This is a genomic window from Dyella sp. C9 (assembly GCF_003332825.1).
Classification (GTDB): Bacteria; Pseudomonadota; Gammaproteobacteria; order Xanthomonadales; family Rhodanobacteraceae; genus Dyella.
This window is the reverse complement of the sequence record NZ_QIRF01000020.1, coordinates 34,069-49,094: the sequence shown is the minus strand read 5'-3', so window position 1 is coordinate 49,094 and position 15,026 is coordinate 34,069. Positions and strand designations below refer to the sequence as shown.

At 65.1% G+C, this 15,026-nt stretch carries 14 protein-coding genes; 5 read left to right on the top strand and 9 right to left on the bottom strand.

The window, feature by feature from the left end; translation table 11 throughout:
- Window positions 1–99: 99 nt before the first annotated feature.
- A complete protein-coding gene (locus DVU99_RS17685) occupies window positions 100–1,077 on the bottom strand; it encodes a zinc-binding alcohol dehydrogenase family protein (RefSeq protein ID WP_114241553.1) in 978 nt (325 codons plus the stop codon).
- A 106-nt stretch (window positions 1,078–1,183) separates the two neighbouring features.
- On the opposite strand from DVU99_RS17685, the gene DVU99_RS17680 reads away from it, so the two are divergent.
- From DVU99_RS17680 to DVU99_RS17670, 3 genes are all read left to right on the top strand, one after another.
- A complete protein-coding gene (locus DVU99_RS17680) occupies window positions 1,184–1,828 on the top strand; it encodes a TetR/AcrR family transcriptional regulator C-terminal domain-containing protein (RefSeq protein ID WP_114241552.1) in 645 nt (214 codons plus the stop codon).
- Between the two features lie 126 nt (window positions 1,829–1,954).
- A complete protein-coding gene (locus tag DVU99_RS17675) occupies window positions 1,955–3,964 on the top strand; it encodes a BCCT family transporter (RefSeq protein WP_114241551.1) in 2,010 nt (669 codons plus the stop codon).
- A gap of 180 nt (window positions 3,965–4,144) precedes the next feature.
- The gene (locus DVU99_RS17670; RefSeq protein ID WP_198670374.1) at window positions 4,145–4,843 is read left to right on the top strand and encodes a glutathione S-transferase family protein; all 699 of its coding nucleotides are present in this window, start codon (window positions 4,145–4,147) and stop codon (window positions 4,841–4,843) included.
- A gap of 13 nt (window positions 4,844–4,856) precedes the next feature.
- On the opposite strand, the gene DVU99_RS17665 is transcribed toward DVU99_RS17670, so the two are convergent.
- From DVU99_RS17665 to DVU99_RS17650, 4 genes are all read right to left on the bottom strand, one after another.
- Window positions 4,857–5,720 (bottom strand): fumarylacetoacetate hydrolase family protein, encoded by an 864-nt coding sequence (locus DVU99_RS17665; protein ID WP_114241550.1) that lies wholly within the window; start codon window positions 5,718–5,720, stop codon window positions 4,857–4,859.
- Between the two features lie 184 nt (window positions 5,721–5,904).
- Window positions 5,905–7,227: a hypothetical protein gene (locus DVU99_RS17660; RefSeq protein ID WP_114241549.1), complete on the bottom strand. Its 1,323-nt coding sequence runs from the start codon at window positions 7,225–7,227 to the stop codon at window positions 5,905–5,907.
- A 78-nt stretch (window positions 7,228–7,305) separates the two neighbouring features.
- On the bottom strand, window positions 7,306–7,845 hold the full coding sequence (locus DVU99_RS17655; RefSeq protein ID WP_157971476.1) for a molybdopterin-dependent oxidoreductase: 540 nt from the start codon (window positions 7,843–7,845) through the stop codon (window positions 7,306–7,308).
- Window positions 7,846–8,003: 158 nt separating this feature from the next.
- On the bottom strand, window positions 8,004–8,798 hold the full coding sequence (locus DVU99_RS17650; protein ID WP_114241547.1) for a TOBE domain-containing protein: 795 nt from the start codon (window positions 8,796–8,798) through the stop codon (window positions 8,004–8,006).
- Between the two features lie 173 nt (window positions 8,799–8,971).
- Between DVU99_RS17650 and DVU99_RS17645 the strand changes: the two genes are divergently transcribed.
- The gene (locus DVU99_RS17645; protein WP_114241546.1) at window positions 8,972–10,063 is read left to right on the top strand and encodes an XdhC family protein; all 1,092 of its coding nucleotides are present in this window, start codon (window positions 8,972–8,974) and stop codon (window positions 10,061–10,063) included.
- An 11-nt stretch (window positions 10,064–10,074) separates the two neighbouring features.
- Here the strand turns inward: DVU99_RS17645 and DVU99_RS17640 are convergent, their stop codons facing one another.
- The 4 genes from DVU99_RS17640 to DVU99_RS17625 form a co-directional block, all read right to left on the bottom strand.
- Window positions 10,075–11,172 carry a glycosyltransferase gene (locus DVU99_RS17640; RefSeq protein WP_114241545.1) on the bottom strand — a complete coding sequence of 366 codons (1,098 nt, stop codon included), beginning with the start codon at window positions 11,170–11,172 and terminating at the stop codon, window positions 10,075–10,077.
- Window positions 11,173–11,177: 5 nt separating this feature from the next.
- Window positions 11,178–12,320, bottom strand: coding sequence for an adenosyl-hopene transferase HpnH (gene hpnH / locus DVU99_RS17635; protein WP_114241544.1), 1,143 nt, complete (start codon window positions 12,318–12,320; stop codon window positions 11,178–11,180).
- A 120-nt stretch (window positions 12,321–12,440) separates the two neighbouring features.
- A complete protein-coding gene (gene idi / locus DVU99_RS17630; protein ID WP_232823648.1) occupies window positions 12,441–13,055 on the bottom strand; it encodes an isopentenyl-diphosphate Delta-isomerase in 615 nt (204 codons plus the stop codon).
- Window positions 13,056–13,194: 139 nt separating this feature from the next.
- A complete protein-coding gene (locus tag DVU99_RS17625; protein WP_114241543.1) occupies window positions 13,195–13,785 on the bottom strand; it encodes a DUF2147 domain-containing protein in 591 nt (196 codons plus the stop codon).
- A gap of 46 nt (window positions 13,786–13,831) precedes the next feature.
- On the opposite strand from DVU99_RS17625, the gene hpnI reads away from it, so the two are divergent.
- Window positions 13,832–14,998, top strand: a complete 1,167-nt coding sequence (gene hpnI, locus DVU99_RS17620) for a bacteriohopanetetrol glucosamine biosynthesis glycosyltransferase HpnI (RefSeq protein ID WP_114241542.1) — start codon at window positions 13,832–13,834, stop codon at window positions 14,996–14,998.
- Window positions 14,999–15,026: the final 28 nt, after the last annotated feature.

Here is a 15,026-nt window from a genome sequence, read left to right as displayed (position 1 = left end):
CCCCGGGTGGACTGCCGGTCAAGAACCCCGCAAGAGACAACGACCGACTGCGGAACATGGCGGCCTCACGCCGAAGGGCGTCGGGGTCCCGGCGATGCTTCAGGCCTCGTCCATCACGAACACGATGCGCTCCTTGCCCGATTCGTCGGCCCAGGCATTCTCGACCTCCGACAACGGCACGACCCTGGTCGCGATTTTCAGGGCCGCCGGACCTACCGCCGCATAGACGTGGCGCACGGCGTCCAGCATGTCCTGGAACGGCACGCTCTTGATGCCGCTGCCCATCAGCACGATGGCGGACGAGCGCAGCGCGGCACCCGGCAGCAAGATGTCCGCGCCGCTGGATGCCCCCACATGCACGAAACGCACGGGCGCACAGTCCTCCGCGGCCTTGGCAATCGCCGCCATGACCACCTCGGCACTCTTGCCCCAGAGGTAGTCCACCACGATGTCCACGCCGCGGGCGAACTGCTCCTTCAGGGCCTGCTCGAACGCCTGCGCGCCTGCGGCGCCCGACTCCAAGTCAAATGGAATGACCACATCGGCGCCCAGCGCCCGAACCTCCTGCAGCGCCGCCGCGTTGCGGGCGGTGGCAATGACCCGGGACGCCCCCAGGTACCTGGCCAACTGCACCGCCAATCGCCCGGCGATACCCGCGGCGCCGTTGATCAGCACGGTCTCTCCCGGCTTGATGCCGGCGCGAGTTACCAGCGCCGCCCAGGCGGACATGCCAGGGTTGGCGATGGCCGCGGCGGTGACGTCGTCGATGTCCGGCGGCAGGTCGACGCAACGGGAGGCCGATACCCGCGAGCGCTCGGCCATGGCGCCAAACGGCGCCTCCGGCAGCGCGAAATAGACGCGCCGGCCATCCTGCGTGACGCCCACGCCATCGGATCCAGCCACGGCTGGAAATTCGCCGCTCGCGCTGTAATGGCGCCCCGAGGCGCGGGAGCGGGTGAACTGGCTGAGCGCGGAAGCGCGCACGGACACCAGCTCCTCGCCGGCAAGCGGCAAGGGCTCGTGGAAATCGGCATACCGGGGCGACTGGCCCGCCCCGTAAACAACGGCTGCTTTCATGGGGAAACCTCTCTGTGGGTACACCCCGATCACCGGGGTAAATTTAACATCGTTAGATTTACTCTACTCGTGTTAGAGTTTGCTCGCAACCTCGAAGGCGCCAAGCATGAAAGTGAACCGGGAACTCATTGTCCGCACCGCCCTGCAACTGCTCGACGACATCGGGCTGGATGCACTCACGCTGCGACAGCTGGCATCCCGGCTGGATATCCAGGCACCCACGCTGTACTGGCATTTCAAGAGCAAAGAGGCTCTTATCGACGAAATGGCGACCCTGGTACTGGCCGAGGCCGCACCCGACCTGGTGCCCGCCAGGGAAACCGGTGACCTGGCGGCATGGGCCCTCGCCTTCGGTGAAGGCATCCGCAAAAACCTGCTGAAATACCGCGATGGCGGGCGCATGGTGGCCGGCTCCCGGCTGACCAACGCGCTGTTCCACGAAACCACCGAACGCATTGGAATCCACCTGCAAGGCACCGGCCTGTCGCACCGGCAGACCGTGGTGCTGATGAGCACGGTATACACCTTCACCATCGGCTTCGTGGTCGAGGAGCAGGCCGTGTTCCCCCGCCCCGGCGAGCGCTCCCCCGCATACGACCTGGAACAACGCAACAAGGCGCTGGACGCGGGCCGCTTTCCGTTCATGCGCAAGGCCGGCGCGGTGTTGTTCGATCAGTTCGACCGGCGCTACCGGGAGAGCATGAAGCTCATCATCGGCGGCGCCGTGGCACAGGTCGCTTCCACCGCATAGCCCCTGGCGCCAGGCAAATCCACCTCGCAACCACATGCCCATTGGTACATGTGCGCTCATCGCGCCGGACTTCCGTAGGTGGTTCTACGGAACACCCGTCCTGGACATGGCGAAGCGAGGCCCCACATGGTCGCCGGCAGATCGCACCCAAGAACCACCCTCAAGGCCCCGATCGTATGGCCTTCACTACTGGTGCTCGGCGGCCTGCTTGCGCTGTGCGCCATTCGCCCGACGCTGGCCGACCGCTGGTTCAGCGGCGCCCAGGCATGGGTGGTGGAACGCTTTGACTGGTTCTACGTGATGGCGGTGGCCGCCTTCCTGCTGTTCCTCGTGCTGATTGCGTGCAGCCGCTTCGGCAACATCAAGCTGGGCCCTGACGACGCGGAACCGGAATTCAGCTTCATCTCCTGGACAGCCATGCTGTTCGCCGCCGGCATGGGCATCGGCCTGATGTACTTCGGCGTGGGCGAACCGATGCAGCACTACGTGGCTCCGCCCACGGCAACCGGGAGCACGCCGCAGGCCGCGCAGCAGGCCATGCTGATGACCTTCTTCCACTGGGGCTTCAGCGCATGGGCGATTTACGGCGTCATGGGGCTGGTGCTGGCGTACTTCGGCTTTCGTTACCACCTTCCGCTCACGCTGCGCTCGGGCCTCTACCCCGTGCTGCGCGACCGCGTGCATGGCTGGATCGGCCACTCGGTGGACGCTTTCGCACTGGTCGGCACGGTGGCCGGCATCGCCACCACGCTGGGCTACGGCGTGCTGCAGCTGAGCGCCGGCCTGCACACCGTCGGCGACTGGGATACCAGCGGCGAGGGTTTCCGCATCACGCTCATCGTCGTGGTGATCATGCTGGCCGGCGCATCGGCGGCCTCAGGGCTCGACAAGGGCGTGCGCATACTCTCCGAGATCAACCTGCTGCTGGCCGTTTCGCTGATGGTGTTCGTGCTGCTGGCTGGCCCCACCTCGTACCTGCTCAGCGCACTGGGCGACAACATCGGCAACTACCTTTCGCACCTGGCCCAGCTGTCGCTGCACACCTATGCCTACGAACCCACGCGCGAGCCCAGCTGGTTCGGCGACTGGACCATCCAGTACTGGGCATGGTGGATATCGTGGTCACCCTTCGTGGGCATGTTCATCGCGCGCATTTCGCGCGGACGCACCATCCGGCAGTTCGTCACCGGCGTGCTGCTGGTGCCCACCGCGTTCAACCTGGTATGGATGACCGTGTTCGGCGACACCGCGATCTGGCTGGACACGCATCGTGCCGCCGGCGCGCTGGCGCAGACCGCCGCCAACGTGGACGACCTGCTGTTCCGCTTCTTCGACTACCTGCCGCTGAGCAAACTGCTCTCCCTGGTCGCCATCGTGCTGGTGGCGGTGTTCTTCATCACCTCGGCCGACTCCGGCGCCTTCGTCATCGACACCATCGCCACCCGAGGCGCCCCGCGCTCTCCCGTGTGGCAGCGATTGTTCTGGGCAGGAGTGCTCGGCCTCACCGCGGCACTCCTGCTCGCAGCCGGCGGACTGAAGGCATTGCAGGCACTGACCCTGGTGGCGGCACTTCCCGTGGCGGCCATCATGCTCGCGCTCTGCTACGGGCTCTGGCAGGGATTGAAGGCCGACCAGGCGCACTCGATGCAGGAGGTGGGGGCCGCCACCAGCTACTGGACCGGCGAGCACTGGCGACTGCGCCTGTCGCGCATCGTCCGCGAAACCAGCGAACAGGAAGCGCGCCAGTTCCTGCGGGGCACGGTGCTTTCCGCGCTGGCCAAGGTGGCGGCCGAGCTATCCAGAGCCGGGATCGAGGCGCGCACGGAAGACGGAGACGACGAGGTGCGGATCATCGTGCCCTCCGTCAGCCTGCGCGAGTTCGCCTACGGCGCCAGGGTCGTGCGCAAACGCTCTCCATATTTCCTGCTGCGCGAGTCCGTCGAGTCGGACCAGGAGCACCTGTACCGGGTCGTCACGTTCTTTGCCGATGCCCGCAGCGGCTACGACATCAGCCATCTGCGCGAGCAGGAAATCATCGCCGACGCGCTGCGCCAGTACGAACGCTACCTGTCCCTGGCGGGTGACGAGAAAACGCACCTGCTGAGCCGGAGCCGCGGGCGGCCGACGGAGACCTGACCGGTACTGCCGCATCAACGAAGCCGCGCAGCGAAACCACCGCTACCGGCATGCGGCGCACCGCACGGCCGCTGCGATCTGGAAAGAACTCCAGGTCGCCATGCGGCAGGATGAGACCCAAGGCAATGGCCACCACCCACCCTTCTACCCTGCCGCAACGCCGCTGACGAGGCCCGCAACGTGAACAAGCCCATCCTGTATTCCTACCCGGAACTGTGCGGCGTCGCGGACAACAATCCGTTTGGCCTGAAGGTCTATGCCTTCATGCGGCTGTGCGAGCTGCCGTTCGAGCAACGGCATATCCTCGACACCCGCCTCGCCCCGCGCGGGCAGCTGCCTTACCTGGTCGACGGCGAGCAGAGCATCGGAGACAGCGATGCGATCATCCCCTACCTCAAGCAACGCTACAGCCTTGCGATCGATGACGATCTCTCACCCGAACAGCAAAACCTTGCGTACCTGACAGGCCGCACCCTGGACGACCTTTACTGGCCCATGAGCTATTCGCGCTGGAGCGACGAACGGTACTGGCCAGCGTTCCGGCAACTGGTGCTTTCAACGCATCCGGACATCACGGAAAGCGACATGGCGGCGGCCCATGACTACAACCAGCAGCGCTACTACTACCAGGGCATTGGCCGCTACGAGCCGGCGCAGGTCTACGAGCGAGGCATCGCCGACCTGGGCGTCATCGGCGAACTGCTCGGGCCCAAGGCCTACATGTTCGGCGCGAGCCCGCACTCGGTCGATGCCGCCATCTACGGATTCGTCGCCAACATCTACTACTACGACATCCGCACGCCACTCAGGCAATTCGTGCTCGATCGCCCCAACCTGATTCGCCACTGCGAATCCATGCACGAACGGGTTAACGGCTAGACAGGCCCATGCGCTACGCCTGGGCGCGCCGACGTCGTGGCGCCACCAGCCGGCTGGACAAGCGACCCACGCCGTCGATCTCCACCACCACCTCATCGCCGGGCTTCAGCCACTCGGGGCGCGCCGCACTGGCCTGCACGCCCTCGGGCGTGCCGGTGGCGATCACGTCACCCGGCTTGAGCGTGACCAGCCGCGAAAGATAGGAGATCAGCCGCGCCACGCTGAAGATCATGTCCCCGGTGGACGAACCCTGACGCTGCTGGCCGTTGACGAAGCTGCGAATGCCCAGCGATTGCGGATTGGGAATCTCGTCGTGCGTGACCAGGAACGGACCGATCGGCAAGAAGCCGTCGATCATCTTGCCGGCGGTCCACTGGCTGGTGGCCAGCTGCACCGAACGCGCACTCAGGTCGTTGACGCAGCAATAACCCGCCACGTGATCCAGCGCCTTCGCCTCCGGCACATCGCGGGCCTCCTGCCCGATCACCACACCCAGCTCGGCTTCGTAGTCGTATTTGTGGTCGATCGGCGGCAGCACCACTTCCGCGCCGTGCGCGCTCAGGCTGTTGGCGAACTTGCCGTAGATCGAGGGCACCTTGGGCAGGCTTGCCTGCGCCGCCGTGGCCTGCCGGCGGTAATTGAGACCGACGCAGATCACCTTTTCCGGCGCCATCACCACCGGGGCCAGCTGGAGGCCCTCCAGCGAAAGCAAACCATCAGGCGGTCCACCCACCTGACGCCCAAGCTGCTCGATCCCATCGCGGGTTACCGGCAAGGCCCCGTACCAGCGCCCCGTGGTGGCCAAATCCTCCACGCCGCCGGGATGCAACACCCCAGCCCGCACACCGCCCTCTGCATGGAAGTTGAGCAGTTTCACGATGGTGGTCTCCGGTCAGCGAATCCATGCCGCGCGCAGGTCAAGCGGCGAAGCTACCCGGAGTGGACGAAATGGGCAATCCAGACTTTTGGCAGTATTGCCGCCGGCAGCTTGCCCGGCGGCGCGAGCACCCCCGTCACCACCCGAGGGGCGCGGCTGGATGCAGCTTGTCAGCACGACCACCTTAGAACTTGTACGAAATCATCACCCGATCGTAGGTGAAGGCCTGGTTGTTCGGATTGAGGTTGTCGATGCCTCCGGCGGAGCGCTCCCAGCGATTGCGCAAGGTGAGACCCTTCAGCCAGCCGTCGAGGTGATAGATGATGTCGAAGTACAGGTCATGGCTGTCGCCACGATAGTCGGTGTCGTACTTGGCATAGGCAGCGACCAGCTGCAGCTGCTTGTTGAAGAAGTTGTACATGGCCTTGGCCTTCCAGGCATGGCCCGGACCCGTCTCCACCAGGCCGCGGATCATCGAGGTGGTGAACAGCGGGTCGGTGCCGTAGTTGGAGGTGTAGGGCGAAATCAGGGCGCCGCCGCCGACAGCCCCGTCCTCGTGATTGAGCTTGTTGTAAGCAAAGTCGATGCGGCCATCGAAGATGGTCGTGCCGACATCCGCGCCCCAGGCTTCGGCCCGCACCCGGTCACCCGCCTCACCGAACAGCTTGGTGTGGGTTTCCACCAGCACGCTGTCGCCACCGCCATTTTCGTTGAGGTACTGCAGGGCCACCGACGGATTGAACGGCGTATCGGTATGGAAGGTATAGCTGCCGTTGAGGTAGCCCATGCGGGTGAGGTCGAGAAAGCTGTTGTACCAGGCCTCGGCCTTCAGCGAATCGCTGACGTAGGTGGTACCCACCGACCAGGTGCCGTTGACCTTGGGCGCCGTGATGGGCAGCGAACCGTTGTTGCCATACATCGAGTCGCCGTCATAGGTGGACGGGTAGTACAGGTTGTCCTTGAACATGCCGGTGGACGTGCGGCTCTTCCACTCGAACTCGCGGATGCCGATGATCTTCCAGTTGTCCTGGATCGAATAGGCAAGGCTTACCGCGTTGTACGACGAGGGAATGATGCGCGAGTCGTTGTTGCCCATCCACGGGTTGTCCAGGTACTGGTAGCCGCCTCGAAACAGCACGCCGTAGTTCTGGAACTGCAGGAACGCCTGGCTGGCGCCGGTGATGCTGTTGTTGGGGCCAGCCAGGGTGGTGTCGATCTTTGCCAGCGTGTCCGAGTGGGTGCCCAGCGAGGTGGCTGAAAACACCGAGACACCCACGCTGAAGCCACCAAGGAACGCGCCGGTCTGGGCGTTGATCAAGGCCGCCATCGAGAACGCATGGGCATCGGGCGTCTTGTCGCTGTCGTACCAGCGACTGAAGTCGTAGGCACGCAACTCGCCGTCCACCTTGGCCTGGGTGAGCGCATCGGACAGGTCATCCGCCCTCGCCTGTCCGCACAAACCCGCCAGCCACGCACTGCACATCACCACGAGGAGTTTCTTGCTCATCAAGGAAGCCTCCAGGGCATGCCCATAGGTCGGGAGCGGGAACGGCGCACGGCGCCGCCCCACCGTCTCTGTCGCAACTCAGGGAGCGTTGGTGGAGCCGTCGATCACTTCGATGCGGGTCACGTTGCGTACCCAGCGCGCCGGCCGCTGGTCGCCCTCGACCACCAGGCGGAACGGACCATCGTCGCCCAACGGCTTGCCGTCCCGCTGGTCCGCCAGGATGACCCGGGCATGGCCCAGGGTGGGGTCCAGCTCGGCCAGCCCGAAAACCACCTGGTAGTGGTCGGACGCCGTCACCCGTACGTAGCTGGCCAGATTGCGTCCGCGCAGGGGCTTGTCCAGCGGGGCGCCGGCACGACGCAGGATTTCGTCGAGCGCAACGCCCTGCCATTGGCTTGCGGCTTCCTCGTGCGCAGCGGCCGTTATGGTGGTGCGCGGCAGGCCGGACAACGCCTCCCGGCCCAGGGTCAGCCCGGGCTTGCCAGCCACGACCACCTCGACCGCGCCCACCGCCGCAGGAGCGGCCGCATCGGCCGCGATGACACCCCAGGCAAGGCAACAGCCCAGCAACAACCAGGTGGCACGGGCATGGAGTCGGGTCGCGATCTTCCTCGGCATGAAGCACATCCTTCTTCGACGCACGGACCCCGCGGCAGAGGTGCCGGAGGGCGGGACTAAAGGGGTGACCGACAGGCTTGGCGCAACTGCTGGCGTTATATAACGCATTACATATCGACGTCCAGACGCACTGGCCGCCACAGGCTCCCCGGCCGTCGTCAGCCGGAGGTGCCGAGGATGATGCTGGATGCCTTGATGACGGCGATGGCCTCCTGCCCCTCGGCCAGCCCCAGGGCCTGGGCACTGTCGTTGGTGATGATCGCCACCACCACGCTGCCGCCCCTCAGGGCCAGCCTGACCTCGGTATTCACCGCCCCGCGGGTCACCTGTGTCACCCGCCCGGCCAGCTGGTTGCGGGCCGACAGCCGCATGCCCGGTTCAGGCAGGCCGATCAACACCGACGAAGCCTTGATCAGCGCCACGGCCTCCGCACCCGGCGCCAGGCGCAGGGTTTCGGTGCTCTCGCTGGTGATGGTGGCAACGATGCGATCGCCGCCGGCAATCTCCAGTTCCACCAGGTCGTTCACCGCGCCCTTGCGCACCACGGCGACCTTGCCGGCCAACTGATTGCGTGCACTGGTCCTGATCATCAAACGCCCCACGAGCGCCATGTTTTCGATGGATACCTCGTCCAGCGCGCTCAGCCGCTCGACGAAGCGCCGGTGCTCCTGCTCCAGCGCGGCAAACGCCCTCACCAACTGCTCACCGCGTGCGGTCAGCCGGGTGCCACCGCCATGCCTGCCGCCCGCCGCACGAACCACCAGCGGCTCGTCGGCCAGGTTGTTCATGGCATCGACGGCATCCCAGGCCCCCTTGTAACTCATGCCCACCGCGCGGGCGGCGGCAGTGATCGACCCGGTTTCGCCGATGCGGGCCAGCAGCTCGATGCGATCGCTACCACCCAGCATCCGCCCTCCCGCCTGAAGCGAAAGCATACCCTTGAGCTCGAACATGAGATCCTCGCCGTCGGACTGGCAAACCCACCCCGAAGTCTAGCCATTGCGACCGCTTCGTGGATCGCACCACCGCGGGCAGCACGCCTTCGCGCGAAAACCACCCCGCTTGAGGCACAGTCCTCGCCCGCCGCCGGGGGGCACGCCCCAACCGACCCATTTCCGAGGTATCGATGAATTCGGCAGAGGAATGGCGAGACCTGATCGACGCACTGCGCGCGCTGGGCCGCAACGATGCACGCGAGGCCGCGCTGGCCACCATCGTCAGGGCCGAGGGCCCCACGTTTCGGCGCACCGGAACGCACATGCTGGTATTCGATGATGGCCAGGTGCTGTGCGAGCTGGCGGGAGGGAGCCTGCAGAAGGACATCGTGCTGCATTGCCTGGAGGCGATCGACAGCACCCATCCACAGCGGCTGAGCTACGGCACGAGACAGGGGCCTGGCGAAAACCTCGCGACAGAGCTCGATGGCGAGCTCGACGTGTTGATCGAACCCCTGCCCGCCACGGGCGTCGCCTTCGCGGACGCATTGGCCGACGGCCTCGATCGGCGACATGGACCGTGGCTGGCCACGCTCTTCGCCGCCGATGGCCAGACGCTCGCGCCGCGCCACCTGGTGCTGTGCGGCTCACAGGTGCTGCACGACGGCCTGGACGACCCTGCACTGGCGGACGCCATCGTGACTGCCGTCGGACCGAGCGACTTCGCGGCCCCGGCCGTACGCCGCCTGGCCGTCGGCGCGCGGCGCTTCGAAGTGTTGCTTGAAACGATCAACCCCGTGCATTCGCTCATCGTCATCGGCAGCGATGCCGACGCCCGCGCCGTACTGAAGGTGGCCGGCGCGCTCGGCTGGCGACTCACCCTGGTGGACGGCGACCCCCAGCGGCTCCGCCATGCCCCGATACCCGAAGGCGCGACCACCCTGTGCGCCACGCCCGATCGCATCCGCGCCGAACTAGCCCTCGACGTGTACAGCTCCGTGCTGGTGATGACCCACAACCTCGAGCGGGACATCGCCTACCTCAAGGCCTTGCGGGACACGCCCGTGGTGTACATCGGCGCACCGGCGTCGCGTGACCGGGCCCGCCGCATGCGGGACGAGGCGGGCTACCAGGGGCTGCGCCTGCACGCACCAGCCGGACTGGACATAGGCTCCGAAGCCCCGACGGAAACCGCGATGGCCATCGTCACCGAAATCCTTGCCGTGCTGCATCGACGCAGCAACACCCAGCTGCACCGCATCCAGCACAGCTTCCACGGGTGACACGAAGCCGCTCAGCTGCTGTAGACCCGCCCCTTCCATTGCGAGCGCACGCCCCTCCAGTAACGGATGGCCGAACTCCAGGTCATGCCCAGGTACAAGGCCGCACTCACCGGCAACAGCAGCGCCCACAACGGCGACATCCGGTAGTAACGCAATATCGGGAGGTAACTGAGCATCATCGCCGCCAGGGCCAGCAGACCCCAGGGCCACAGCGCGGCCGTAACCAGCACCAGCCAGGGTGCGCCATAGGCCAGCGCAAACAGCAGCGTCACCAGCAGCAACAGCGCCAACGAATAGCCGAGCTGAGTGAATGCCGAACGCGCCACCATCTGGTGGATCGCACCAAAGTGGCCGTAAGGCCTGAGGCTCACCACGTCACGACTCAGGCCGAGCCAGGTCCTGCCACCCGCCTGCTTGACGCACCGGGCCAGCGTGCAGTCGTCGATCAACGCATCGCGCAGGCTGGCAAAGGCCCCTGCCTGCTGCAGCGCCTCGGCATCGACCAGGATGCACCCGCCTGCCGCCGCCGCGACCCGGCGCGAAGGTCCATTGGCAAGCGCAAACGGATAGATGAGCTTGAAGTAGTAGACGAAGGCCGGCAGCAACAGGCGATCCCAGAAGCTGGTGCGCCGCAGGTCCGCCATCAGCGACACCAGTTGCCGGTGCTCGCGCAGCTTCAGTGCCAGCAAGGCAGGCAGCAGCCCGGGGCGCAGCTCGATGTCCGCGTCCAGCAGCAGCACCATGGGCGTGCGCACGTGCTGGAGCCCCTGCTCCAGCGCCCACAGCTTGCCGGCCCAGCCCTCAGGAAGTGGCTGTCCGGGAATGACCGTCACGTGCGGCACGCCGGCCGCGATGACGGCCGTGCCATCGGTGGACTGGTCGTCGATCACCACGATACTCAAGCCCGGCCCCTGCGCCCGCAGGCCGGCCAAAGTCGACCCAAGCACCTCGGCCTCGTTGCGCGCCGGAATGAGCACCGTGATACCCGACAGATCCAGTGGCGCCCCGCCGGCCTCGAGGTGCTCGCGGGTACTCCATGGCCGCCACGGGGCGGCCAGCAGGCCCACCCACATCAGGACGGAAATCACCGCACAGATGGTGACAAGCATCACGCTCAGCGACCCACATCCACTCCCGAGGTCGCCCCGCGCCGCGTAATGGCGCTGACCGGAATATGGATGGCCGTGGCATCGACCCGGTCGCCATACAACACCGGCAGGTCCGGCGCCATCGCACCCTCGGTGCGCGGACCGAACATCGACACGCGCGCGGCCTTCAGCGGATGGGCAAAGGTGTCATCCACCGCCGTGCCCTCGAAGCCACAATGCGCCATGCAGTTGTCGCACTTGGGATTGATGCCGACACCGTACTTTTCCCACGCGGTGTCTTCCATCAGCTCCTTGTAGCTGCTCGCGTAGCCCTCGTCGACCAACAGGTAGCAAGGCTTCTGCCAGCCGAAGATGTTGTAGGTGGGATTGGACCAGGGCGTGCACTGGTAATTCTGGTTGCCCGCAATGAAGTCCAGGAACATCGAGGACTGGTTGAACACCCATTTGCTCTTGCGCGCCTGGCCGATGCGGAACACATCGCGGAACAACTGCTTGCTCTCGGTGCGACCGAGGAACACGTCCTGGCGCGGCGCATGCTGGTAGCTGTAGCCCGGTGAAACCGTGATGCCCTCGATGCCCAGTGAAGTGGCGTAATCGAAGAACGCCGCGATTTCCTCCGGCTGCTCGTTGTTGAACAACGTGCAGTTGATGGTGACGCGGAATCCGCGCGACAGCGCCAGCTTGATGGCGGCCACCGCCTTGTCGAATACGCCCTCCATGCACACCGAGGCGTCATGCCGCTCCTTCAGGCCATCCAGGTGGATCGACCAGGTGAAGTACGGCGACGGCGTGTATTCATCGATGTGCTTGGGCAGCAGGATCGCATTCGTGCAAAGGTAGACGAACTTCTCGCGCGCGATGATGCCCTGCACGATCTGCGGAAGCTCCTTGTGGATCAGTGGCTCACCACCGGGAATGGACACCACGGGCGCATCGCACTCATCCACGGCCTGCAGCGCCTGCTCGACGCTCATGCGCTTCTGCAGGATTTCCTTGGGATGATCGATCTTGCCGCAACCTGCACACGCCAGATTGCACTGGAACAGGGGCTCCAACATCATCGCCAGCGGATAGCGCTTCTGTCCGCTCAGCTTCTTGCCAATGATGTAGCGCGCGATCTTGATCTGCTGAATAAGAGGAATGCCCAACGGAATCTCCTCGTCGCATATCGATGGATCCAGGCCCGACCACCATCTTCTCGATGACGTCGTGGCACGTGGACGTTTTACACCGTGATGTCACCCATTGCCATCCGCAAGCACCGAAGCTCAGGCCGAGGACAATGCAGCTCCCGCGAGCAGCACCCCATGATCCCTGCGCAGGCGCTCCCACTCGATCTTGAACCATGGCGTGAACGCGGCGGGGTCAGCCGCAACCTCCCGATCGAGCTCGTCCAGCGCCACATAGCGCAGCGCTTCGATCTCGTTCGCATTCACCACCGGGTCGTCGTCGCAATGCCCCACGTAGACCCAGCACAACTCGTTCTCGGCCCCTTCGTTGTCGAACTGGGCCTGGTACTGGAACTTGAACACGAAACGCAGCTCGCATTGCAGGCCAAGCTCCTCATGAAGGCGGCGATGAATTGCCCTCTCCATGGATTCGCCGCGGCGCGGATGGCTACAACAGGAATTGGACCAGAAGCCGGGCCACAGGCGCTTTCCGCCTGCACGCTGCTGCAGCAGCAGCTTGCCTTCGCGATTGAAGATGAACAACGAAAAAGCCCTGTGCAGGGTGCCCTGCCCGCTGTGCGCAGCAGCCTTGTCGAGAAACCCGGTCTCGCGGTCGTGCTCGTCGACCAACACCAGGGGCTCGTCCTGGAACGACACGATCTCGCTGGACCATTGCCCAACGGAGTAGTCCAGCTCGCGGTTACTCAAGGTCAAACCTCTCTCGTTCCGGCGGACATATGGACGGCCTCGTCGTCACGCCGTCGTCACATATGGCGCCAGCGCCGACACGTCACGGCAAGACCGTGCGTTGAGGCTAGCAAAGGATGGGTACTGCCGAGTAGCCCCTCGCCGTTCAGGGCGCACTCGATGATGCGGCCGCAGGCACTTGCGAGCGGCTCCAGGTGGTGCTGCCGCCGAGCAGGCTGATGCCGATGTAGCCGCGCAGGCTCAGGTGATCGGCATCGATCAGGCGTACCTGGCAGTGGTAGGTCTTTCCGTTGTCGCTGTCATAGACCTGGCCATCCAGCCACTCGCCACTGCCAGCGTCGTAGCGGAGCCCCCACACCAACCTCAGCCCAGTCAGTGGACGCTCTCGCAATGCGGGGTCGGGATTATGTCGGTCCGTGACGATCCTGCCATTGAGTTCGGGGCCATCTTCCGGGCCATACGTATCGTGCAACTGCCAGGCGATATGCCCTTCGAAGGTATCGCCGACCCGCCCGATCCGGATGATGGCGTCCTTGCTGGCCACCATCCAGTCGCCCACGATGGCCGACGCGGCAGCGGGAATGACCGCCCTCTCCTCCGGCGCCGGTGTCGGCGACGGCGCCGATGCGCGCGCAAGGGGGATGCAAAACCCGAGCGCCAATCCCGCCAGCAGGAGCGTCCGCGCCTGCCATGCGAACCGCGCCAACGATGAAAGTGCACTACGGAACGGTTTCATGAGTTAACTTTAGGCTGAAAGCTGGAATGCGACCACACGATCTTCCATGCCACCCACTATCGTCGCCGACAACCTCTTAGCATGGCTGGGTACGGCGCTATGCATCGCCGCAACGGGATACGCGTGCTGCAGCCTGTGGGCGGGTATCGCAAGCCGGCGCCGAAGCGAACATCCCCAGGCGGACGTGAACGCGCGACCAGGCCGACCGACAAGTGTGCTCAAGCCCCTGCACGGCGCCGAACCCGGGCTTTACGAGGACTTGCGCGGTTACTGCGAACAGGATTACCCGGCATACGAATTGCTGTTCGGCGTGCGTGACCCCGAAGACCCGGCCATAGCGATCGTGCAACGGCTTCAGCGCGAGTTCCCCCGGCGCCTGATCACCCTGGTGATCGACACGCGCGTCCACGGCGCCAACCTGAAAGTAAGCAACCTCATCAACCTCGTCGAGCATGCGAGCCACGACCTTCTGGTATTGGCCGACAGTGACATCCGTGTGCCAACGGATTACCTGGCGCAGGTCACTGCGCCGCTCGCGGAGCACGATACCGGCATCGTCACCTGCCTTTATCACGGCATCGCCCGGGGTAACCTGTGGTCGCGCCTGGGCTGCCTGTTCATCGACGACTGGTTCGCGCCCTCGGTGCGCCTGACGCACGCGTTTGGCTCAAGCCGCTTTGCATTCGGCTCAACCATCGCACTGCGCCGCGAAACACTCGATGCCATCGGCGGCCTCGAGGCTTTGCGGGACACGCTCGCGGACGACTTCTGGATCGGCGAACTGAGCCGCGCCAGGGGCTTGCGTACCGTGCTGTCGCCACTGGTGGTCGGCACCCGCGTGAATGAAGGCGAGATGCACAGCCTATGGACCCATGAACTGCGCTGGCTGCGCACGATACGCGCCATCTCACCGCTGGGTTTTGCGATGACTTTCGTGTGTTTCACGTGGCCGGTGCTGCTGCTTGGAGTAGCGCTCGCTCCATCGACACTGAATGCACTACTGGCCATCGCCGGCTGTAGCGCACGCATTTTGCGGTATGGTGTGTCCTGGCGTGACACCGCTCGCCCTTCACCTTGGCGTGACATTTGGCTCACCCCTTTCCGAGATGGGCTGTTGCTGCTGGAATGGGCGGGCGCACTGGTTCGCTGGCGGGTGCACTGGCGCGGACAGGTATTGCATGCGCGCAAGCACGCGCCTACGCGACCGCCTTGAGCGGCATTGGTCATGTGCTGTGGTAGAT